6 protein-coding genes are annotated in these 8,904 nt (G+C 68.0%); 1 reads left to right on the forward strand and 5 read right to left on the reverse strand.

Annotated features, from left to right (window positions below; genetic code table 11):
- From B1790_RS33640 to B1790_RS33660, 5 genes are all read right to left on the reverse strand, one after another.
- The coding region (locus B1790_RS33640) for a bifunctional [glutamine synthetase] adenylyltransferase/[glutamine synthetase]-adenylyl-L-tyrosine phosphorylase (RefSeq protein ID WP_079927604.1) at positions 1–2,425 on the reverse strand (2,425 nt) is incomplete at its 3' end.
- 36 nt (positions 2,426–2,461) lie between these two features.
- The gene (gene glnA, locus B1790_RS33645; RefSeq protein ID WP_079927605.1) at positions 2,462–3,802 is read right to left on the reverse strand and encodes a type I glutamate--ammonia ligase; all 1,341 of its coding nucleotides are present in this window, start codon (positions 3,800–3,802) and stop codon (positions 2,462–2,464) included.
- A gap of 84 nt (positions 3,803–3,886) precedes the next feature.
- A complete protein-coding gene (locus B1790_RS33650) occupies positions 3,887–5,416 on the reverse strand; it encodes an alpha/beta hydrolase (RefSeq protein WP_079927606.1) in 1,530 nt (509 codons plus the stop codon).
- 88 nt (positions 5,417–5,504) lie between these two features.
- Positions 5,505–7,013, reverse strand: a complete 1,509-nt coding sequence (locus B1790_RS33655; RefSeq protein WP_079927607.1) for an alpha/beta hydrolase — start codon at positions 7,011–7,013, stop codon at positions 5,505–5,507.
- A 44-nt stretch (positions 7,014–7,057) separates the two neighbouring features.
- The gene (locus B1790_RS33660) at positions 7,058–8,449 is read right to left on the reverse strand and encodes a wax ester/triacylglycerol synthase family O-acyltransferase (RefSeq protein WP_079927608.1); all 1,392 of its coding nucleotides are present in this window, start codon (positions 8,447–8,449) and stop codon (positions 7,058–7,060) included.
- Between the two features lie 155 nt (positions 8,450–8,604).
- Between B1790_RS33660 and B1790_RS33665 the strand changes: the two genes are divergently transcribed.
- Positions 8,605–8,904: 3-methyl-2-oxobutanoate hydroxymethyltransferase (locus B1790_RS33665; protein ID WP_198952196.1), on the forward strand; the 300-nt coding region annotated here is incomplete at its 3' end.

The raw sequence follows: 8,904 nt of genomic DNA on the forward strand, positions 1-8,904 counted from the left end.
CGTCGCCGGCGACGCGATGCGCCCGCAGCAGGGCCTGAACCTCCCAGGTCTGCGCGAACCGCGCGTAGTACGCCTCGTAGGACGCGAGCGTGCGGACCAGCGGCCCGCTGCGACCCTCGGGGCGCAGGTTGGTGTCGACTTCGAGCGGCGGGTCGGCGCTCGGCGTACCCAACAGCGCGCGAACCTGTTCGGCGATGGTGACCGACCACTTCACCGCGACGGATTCCTCTGCGCCGCCCGCCGGTTCGCACACGAACATGACGTCGGCGTCGGATCCGTAGCTCAGTTCCCCACCGCCGAGCCGGCCCATGCCGATGACCGCGATCTTGGCGGGCGGGCCGTCCTTCGGCGAGTTGGCGCGGGTGACGACGTCCAACGCGGCCTGCAGCACCGCAACCCACACCGACGTCAGCGCCCGGCACACCTCGGTGACCTCGAGCATGCCGAGCAGGTCCGCCGACGCCAGGCGCGCCAGCTCTTGGCGCCGCAGCGTTCTCGCCGCCGCGATCGCGCGCAACGGGTCGCTGTGCCTACTCACCGACGCGACGAGCGCGTGGGCCAGGCTCTCCGGCTCGACCTCGAGCAGTTTGGGTCCCGACGGCCCGTCGGCGTACTGGCGGATCACCTCGGGTGCCCGCATCAGGAGCTCGGGCACGAACGCCGACGTGCCGAGCACGTGCATCAGCCGCTTGGCCACCGCGCCCTCGTCGCGCAGCGAGGCGAGAAACCAACGCTGCTCGGCCATCTCGTCGCTGAGTCTGCGATAAGCCAGGAGCCCGGCGTCCGGGTCTGGTGCGTCGGACAGCCAATCCAGCAGCGTCGGCAGCAGCACCTGTTGGACCCGGCCGCGTCTGCCGCTGCTTCCGGTGAGCGCCGCCAGATGGGTCAGTGCGCTCTGCGGACCCTCGTATCCCAGTGCGGCAAGCTGACGTTCGGCCGCCTCCGGCGACATGCTCGGCAGGAGTTCGACGGCGTTGCCCTCGACGGACTCCAGCAGCGGTTGGTAGAAGAGCTTGGCGTGCAGGCGCGACACCCGCAGGCTTTGGCGCTTGAGTTCCTCCCGCAGTACGCCAAGCGAGTCGTGCTGGCCGTCGGGGCGCATGTGCGCGGCGCGGGCCAGCCACCGCATCGCCTCCTCGTCGCCGGCTTCGGGGAGCATGTGGGTCCGCTTGAGGCGCTGCAGCTGCAGCCGGTGTTCGAGCAGTCGCAGGAACTCGTACGAGGCAGTCAGGTTCGCGGCGTCGTCGCGGCCGACGTAGCCGCCGGCCCCCAGCGCCGCGAGGGCGTCGACGGTCGACGCCACGTGCAGCGATTCGTCGTTGCGGCCGTGGACCAATTGCAACAGTTGAACGGCGAACTCGACGTCGCGCAGACCGCCGGTGCCGAGCTTGATCTCACGGGATCTGACGCCTGCGGGCACGAGTTGTTCGACGCGTCGGCGCATCTTCTGCACCTCGGAGACGAAGTCCTCCCGCTCGCATGCCGCCCACACCATCGGCATCAGCGCCGTCATGTATTGCTCGCCGAGTTCGGCGTCGCCCACCGCAGGGCGGGCCTTGAGCAGAGCCTGGAATTCCCAGGTCTTGGCCCACCGCTCGTAGTACGCCACATGGGATTCCAGCGTGCGGACCAGCTCACCGCTCTTGCCCTCGGGCCGCAGCCCGGCGTCGACTTCGAAGAACGCCTCGCCGGCGAATCGCATCATCTCGCCTGCGACCCTGGCGGTCATCGCGTCCGCCTTCTCGCAGACGAAGATGACGTCGACGTCGCTGACGTAGTTCAGTTCGCGCGCACCGCACTTGCCCATCGCGATGACTGCCAGTCGCGGTGGGGTGTCGTCCTTGCACACGGTCCTGTTCGCGACGACGAGGGCCGCCGCCAGCGCCGCGTCGGCGAGGTCGGCCAAGTGCTCCCCCACCGTCGGGAACGGCAGCACGGGTTCGTTCTCGACGGTCGGGGCAAGGTCGAGCGCCGCGAGCACGAGCAGCCGGTCGCGGTAGAGCACCCGCAAATCGTTTGTCTCCGAGGTGTTCTCGGCCATCTCGGTGAAGATGCGGCGCAGCTCGGTCACACTCGGCAGCGTGATCTGACCCGACAGCAGGTGCCAAGAAGTCGGTTGCGCGACGAGGTGGTCACCGAGCGCCAGGGACGAACCGAGCACGCCGAACAGTCGGCCCCGTAGCCCGCGGTCCTTCACCAGGGCACGGTTGAGTTCGTCCCAGCCGTCCTCGAGTGCGTCCGCGAGACGCACCATCGTCCTCAGCGCGGTGTCGGCGTCGGGGGCACGCGAGAGCGACCACAACAGCTCGACGTATTCATCGGTGGTCCAGCCCAGCCGATCGAGGTCCGCACGCGCCGGAGGTTCGACCAAGCCGAGTCTGCCGACGCTGGGCAGCGTCGGGCGCTGCGTCGCGGGTTTTGCCACCCCCCCAAGGTAACGCAGGGGGTTTCGGCGACGGCACTACAGGGACAGGTACGCCTTCAGTTCGTACGGCGTCACGTTGCTGCGGTAGTTCTCCCACTCGGCGCGCTTGTTGCGCAGGAAGAAGTCGAAGACGTGTTCGCCGAGCGCCTCGGCGACCAGCTCGGAATTCTCCATCTCGCCGAGGGCGACGCCGAGGCTGCCTGGCAGCTCCTTGTAGCCCATGGCGCGGCGTTCTTCCGGCGTCAGGTTCCACACGTTGTCCTCGGCCTGCGGCCCGAGCACGTAGTTCTTCTCGACACCGCGCAGCCCGGCGGCCAGCAGGACGGCGAACGCCAGGTAGGGGTTGCAAGCCGAATCGGGGCTGCGCACCTCGATGCGGCGCGAGGACGCCTTGCGCGGCGTGTACATCGGCACCCGGACGAGGGCCGACCGGTTGGCCGCGCCCCACGAGGCTGCCGTGGGAGCTTCGCCGCCGTGCACCAGGCGCTTGTAGGAGTTGACCCACTGGTTGGTGACCGCGCTGATCTCGCTGGCGTGTTCGAGGATGCCGGCGATGAAGGACTTGCCGACGTCCGAGAGCTGCAGCGGATCGTCGGGGGTGTGGAAGGCGTTGGCGTCACCCTCGAAGAGGCTCATGTGGGTGTGCATCGCCGAGCCGGGATATTCGGAGAACGGCTTGGGCATGAACGTCGCCCGGACGCCTTCGGTGAGGGCAACCTCCTTCACGACGTAGCGGAACGTCATCACGTTGTCCGCCATCGACAGTGCGTCGGCGTACCGCAGGTCGATCTCCTGCTGGCCGGGCGCGCCCTCGTGATGGCTGAACTCCACCGAGATGCCCATCGACTCCAGCGCGTCGATCGCGTGCCTGCGGAAGTTGGGGGCCGAGTCGTGCACCGCCTGGTCGAAGTAGCCGCCGTTGTCGGCGGGAACCGGCTCGGAGCCGTCGTACGGGCCGGGCTGCAGGAGGAAGAACTCGATCTCCGGGTGCACGTAGCAGGAGAAGCCGAGCTCGCTGGCCTTGGCCAGTTGCCTGCGCAGGACGTGCCGCGAGTCTGCCCAGGAGGGCGACCCGTCGGGCATCGTGATGTCGCAGAACATGCGGGCGGAGTGATGCTTGCCTGCGCTGGTGGTCCAGGGCAGCACCTGGAACGTCGACGGATCCGGGCGGGCGACGGTGTCGGATTCCGACACGCGCGCGAAGCCCTCGATCGACGAGCCGTCGAAGCCGATGCCCTCTTCGAAGGCGCCCTCCAACTCGGCAGGCGCGATCGCCACGGACTTGAGGTATCCGAGCACGTCGGTGAACCACAGCCGCACGAATCGGATGTCACGCTCCTCGAGCGTCCGGAGCACGAATTCCTTCTGCCGATCCATGTGCGAAGCGTAGGCACCCGCTGTTAATTCCGTGTTACATGCCTGCTGCGTATCGTGCGCGGCCACCCGCCGCGCGCGGGTCGCCTAACACTGAAGGTTCGGCGCCGGTGGGCTCGCGGCGACCAGGAAGGTGACGACGGCGGAGTCGACGCAGGCGTCGCCGTTGAAGACGACCGTGTGTTGGGTGCCGTTGAAGGTGATCAGCGACGCGTCCATTTCGCGGGCCAAGTCCACTCCGGCCTGGTACGGCGTCGCCGGGTCATGGGTCGTGGACACGACGACCACCTTGCCGGGGCCGGGCGAGGACGCCGCGTGGGGCGCCGACGTCGGGGGCAGCGGCCACATGGCGCAGGCGTCCCGGGGGGCCAGCCCGGTGAATTCGCCGTAGGCCATGAACGGCGCGGCGGCCCGCGCCTGCCGGTCGGCCTCGGCCCATACGGCGGGGTCGGTCGGATACGGCGAGTCGACGCATCTGATCGCCAAGAACGCATCCTGTTGGTTGGTGTAGTGCCCGGCGGTGTCGCGTTCCTGATAGTCGTCGGCGAGCAGCAACAGGTCGCCGGCGTCGGTGCCACGTTGCAGGCCGAGCAGCCCACTGGTCAGGAACTTCCAGTAGCGCTGGGTGTAGAGCGCGTTGACCGTGCCGGTGATGGCGTCCTGATAGCCGAGCCCCCGCGGATCCGACGTCGGACCGGGCTGTTGCACCAACGGGTCGACCAGTTGGTGGTACCGCGCGACGAACTGCGTCGGGTCCTGGCCGAGCGGACAGTCGACGGACCGCGCGCAGTCCGCGGCGTAGTCGTCGAACGCCGTCTGAAATCCGGCGAGCTGACGGACGTTCTCGGCGACGGGATCGGCGTCCGGGTCGACCGCACCGTCGAGGACCATGGTCCGCACGCGGTCACCGAATTGTTCGGCGTACCTGGCGCCGAGTTCGGTTCCGTACGAGTAGCCGAGGTAGTTGATCTGGTTCTCTCCCAGTGCCGCCCGGACGACGTCCATGTCGCGCACGGTGGATGCGGTGCCGACATTGGCGAGGAAGTCTTGGCCGGTGCGGGCGACGCACTCCTGGGCGATCTGCTGATAGATCTGCTCGATGCGGGCCACTCCGGCGGGGCTGTAGTCGGTGAGTGCTTCGCGGCGGTAGGCGTCGAATTCGGCGTCGCTGCGGCACCGCACCTGCGGGGTGGAGCGCCCGACGCCGCGTGGATCGAAGCCGACCAGGTCGAACCGGCGGGTGAGGTCGTTGTCGCCGAAGCTGCCTGCCATCGCCGCGACGGCGTCGACTGCCGACGCGCCGGGCCCGCCCGGGTTGACCATCAACGCGCCGATCCGGTCACCGGTGGCCGGTACCCGGATGACCGCCAATTGAGCTTGCGGCCCTTCGGGTTTCGCGTAGTCGACGGGCACGGTGACGGTGCCGCACTGGGCGGTCGGCAGCGCGGTGGCCGACCCGAGGAAGCTTGCGCACCTCCCCCACACCGGGGGCTGTCCGTATTGAAGCTCTGGGGAGCCCTCGGGGGACGCCGTTGCCACCGGCCCGAGCAACGTCGACGCCACGACGACGGCGGGCAGTGCCGCGATCAGCCTGCCCACCAACCACATGGCGAACATCGTTGCACGCAAAGGTGTTCGGTGGCCGAGTGGGGCTCGGCCAGACACTAGTCGGCAACCGGACGGTGATCCGACGGTGACCTTGGTGTCAGCAGGTCGAGCCGGGTGGCGGCACCACGACGTCGACGAGGTACTTGGCGGCGATGTCGTCGACGCACTTGTTGCCCTGGAACACGACGGTGTGTTGCGTGCCGTCGAACGTCAGCAGCGTGCCGCCGAGTTGCTTGGCGAGGTCGACGCCCGCCTGATACGGCGTCGCGGGGTCGTTCGTCGTGGACACCACCAGGACGGGAGGCAGTCCCGCTACGGAGATTCGGTGCGGCTTGGACGTGGCGGGCACCGGCCAGAAGGCGCACGTGCCGAGTGGCGCGTTTCCGGTGAACTGCCCGTAGCTCATGAACGGGGCGACCTCACGGGCGCGGCGATCCTCGTCGACGACGGTCTTGCGGTCGGTGATCGGCGGCTCGTCGACGCAGTTGACCGCGACCCGGACGTCGGTCGAGTTGTTGTAGTGCCCGTCCTCGTCACGACCCATGTAGAGGTCTGCGAGCTTCAGCATGGTGTCTCCGGAACCGTTCTTCAGCTCGGAGAGTGCCTGGGTCAGGTGGCGCCAGAGGTTCGGCGAGTAGAGCGGAAGGATGGTGCCGACGATCGCGTCGCTGTAGCTGAGCCCGCGCGGGTCCCTGGTCTTGGCGGGGTTCTGCACCAGTGGTTCGACCATGCTCTTGTAGACGTCGACGGCCTTGGCTGGGTCGGTCCCGAGTGGGCAGTTCGGACTCTTGGCGCAATCGGCGGCGTAGTCGTTGAACGCAGTCTGGAAGGCGGCGGCCTGACGGATGTCGGCCTCCACCGGGTCCGCGTTGGGGTCGACTGCGCCGTCGAGGATCATCGCGCGCACGTTCTGCGGGTAGGCCTCCGCGTACGCCGACCCGATGCGGGTGCCGTAGGAGTAGCCAAGGTACGTCAGCTTCTGGTCACCGAGCGCCGCCCGCATGGCGTCGAGATCCTTAATCACGTTTGATGTTCCGACGTTGGCGAGGAACTCGTCGCCCATCTTCTCGACGCACCGCGCGACGAAGTCCTTGGTCTCCGATTCGATGTGGGCGACGCCTTCTGGCGTGTAGTCGACCTGGTCGTCGGCGCGTTGTCTGTCGTTGTCGGCGTCCGAGTTGCACCACACCGCCGGCGTCGACGCGCCGACCCCGCGGGGGTCGAAGCCGACGAGGTCGAAGCGTTCGCGAATGGAGGCTGGCATCGCGCCCACCAAGGAGGCCGCCGCTCCGACACCCGACTCGCCGGGACCGCCGGGGTTGATGATGAGCGAGCCGATCTTGTCCCCGGTCGCCTTGAACCGAATCATCGCCAGCCGCGCCACGTCACCGTCGGGTTTCGCGTAATCGACCGGTACCGAGAGCTTTCCGCATTCGGCGCCCGCCGGGATGCGGACGTCCGACGCCGCGACGTCGCATTGCGACCAGTCGATCGGGGTGCCCGGCCTCGGCGTGGCGATGACGCCACGTCCGTCGACCACCGTGCTGCAGCCGGCCACCAGCAACACCACTAGGGCGGCCGCGAGGACCCCGCGTCTGAGGTTCATGGCTGTCATGCTGCCATGGCGCGTCGTCAGCCCAGTTGAGGGTGTTACCGAGTGGCGGCCAACAACTCCTTGAGCGCCACTTCGAAGTCGTCGGCCATGTCCCACAGATCGGGGAGCAGTTCGGGGCAGGAGATCAGGCCGACGTCGAGGGTGCCGTTCAGTGACATCACGGTGATGTTGAGCCCGGACCCGTGGAAGATCGGCCCGAGCGGGTACATCGCGTTGACCTTGGCACCGAGGAAGTACAGCGGCACCTGCGGCCCCGGCACGTTGGACACCACCAGGTTGTGCACGGGGGCAGCACTCGTCAGCCGGCTCGACGCGTAGACGCGCATCGCCACGCCGAACACCGCGGGCGCCGCGAACTGTGACCAGTCCTGTAGGAGCGTCGCCCCGATCGCCGCACTGTGTTGTTTGGCGACGGAATTCGCGCCGGCGATCGCCCTGAGCCGCTCGCCGGGATCGTCGACGTCGGTGTGCAGACTGGCGAACATGCCGGAGACCTGGTTGCGACCGGGCCGGTCGGACTTGTCGTGCACCGACACCGGGACCATCGCCACCAGTGGGCTGTCGGGGAGCTCGTCGCGGTCGAGCAGGAATCGCCGCAACACCCCCGCCACCAGTGCCATCACGACGTCGTTGACCTTGACGCCAAAGTGGTTCTTGACGGTCTTGACGTCTTCGAGGTCGAGCTGGGCGAACGCGACGTTGCGGCGCCCGGTGACCGTCGCGTTGAAACGGGTCTTGGGTGCCGCGAAGGGCGCCGCCATCGTCAGACCGTTGCGTGCCCGACGGACCGTGTCCACCACGGTCGACAGCGTCGAGGGCACCACGTTGGCCAGGCTCAGGGGGCGGGTGGCGAACTTGAACGCGCCGCTGACGGCGATCTCGAGGTCCGATCCACCGCCCACCCCGTCGACGGGGTCGGGAGCGGGCGCGTCGGCTTCGGTGGTGCACAGCTGCGACATCAGGTTGGCCCCGGTGACGCCGTCGACGCTGGCGTGATGCACCTTGGTGAGGATGGCGAGCCTGCCGCCGTCGTGCGGATCGGTGCCCGCCACGTTCTCGATCACCCACATCTCCCACAGCGGCCTGCTGCGGTCGAGCGTCAGCGAGGCGATGTGTCCGCAGATCTCACCCAGTTCGACGCGGCCCCCTGGCGACGGAAGACCGATGCGGTGCAGGTGCCGGTCGACGTCGAAGTCCTTGTCCTCCACCCGCACCGGATGGTCGAGGTTGAACCGGTTGTCGGCGAGCTTCTCCCGGAACTCGGGCATGGCCTTGATGCGCAGGTTCAGGGCGTCGCGCATGCGGTCGAAGGAGTAGCCGCCGGGAATGGTCGACGTGTCGATCTCCAGGATCGAGCACACGTGCAGCGGCTGTGCGGCGGTTTCGAGGTAGAGAAAGCTGGCGTCGAGTCCGCTGAGCCGTTGCATGACGCTGATGTTAGGCCCGCTAGGGGTCCGGGTGTGAGGAACCGCACTCGATCGACGGTTCACCTTCTCTGGTCGGGGTGACAGACTTGGTGGGTCAGATGACCCGGGGACCCGGATGGGCCTCGAGGAATGAATCGACGAGATTGAGGACGACGATGTCTGAAATGACGGTTTACGGTGCTGCCACCGATTCGCAGGTTCCGGCTAACTCGGCCGCTCCGCGGACCAAGATCCGGACCCACCACCTGTTGAAGTGGAAGTCCGAGGGCCACAAGTGGGCCATGCTGACCGCTTACGACTACTCCACCGCGCGCATCTTCGACGAGGCCGAGATCCCCGTCTTGCTGGTGGGCGACTCGGCGGCGAACGTGGTCTACGGCTACGACACCACGGTCCCCGTCACCGCCGACGAACTGATCCCCCTGGTACGAGGCGTGGTGCGGGGCGCCCCGCAC

The sequence above is a fragment of the Mycobacterium sp. AT1 genome, from assembly GCF_002043095.1.
In the GTDB taxonomy this organism is placed as follows: domain Bacteria; phylum Actinomycetota; class Actinomycetes; order Mycobacteriales; family Mycobacteriaceae; genus Mycobacterium.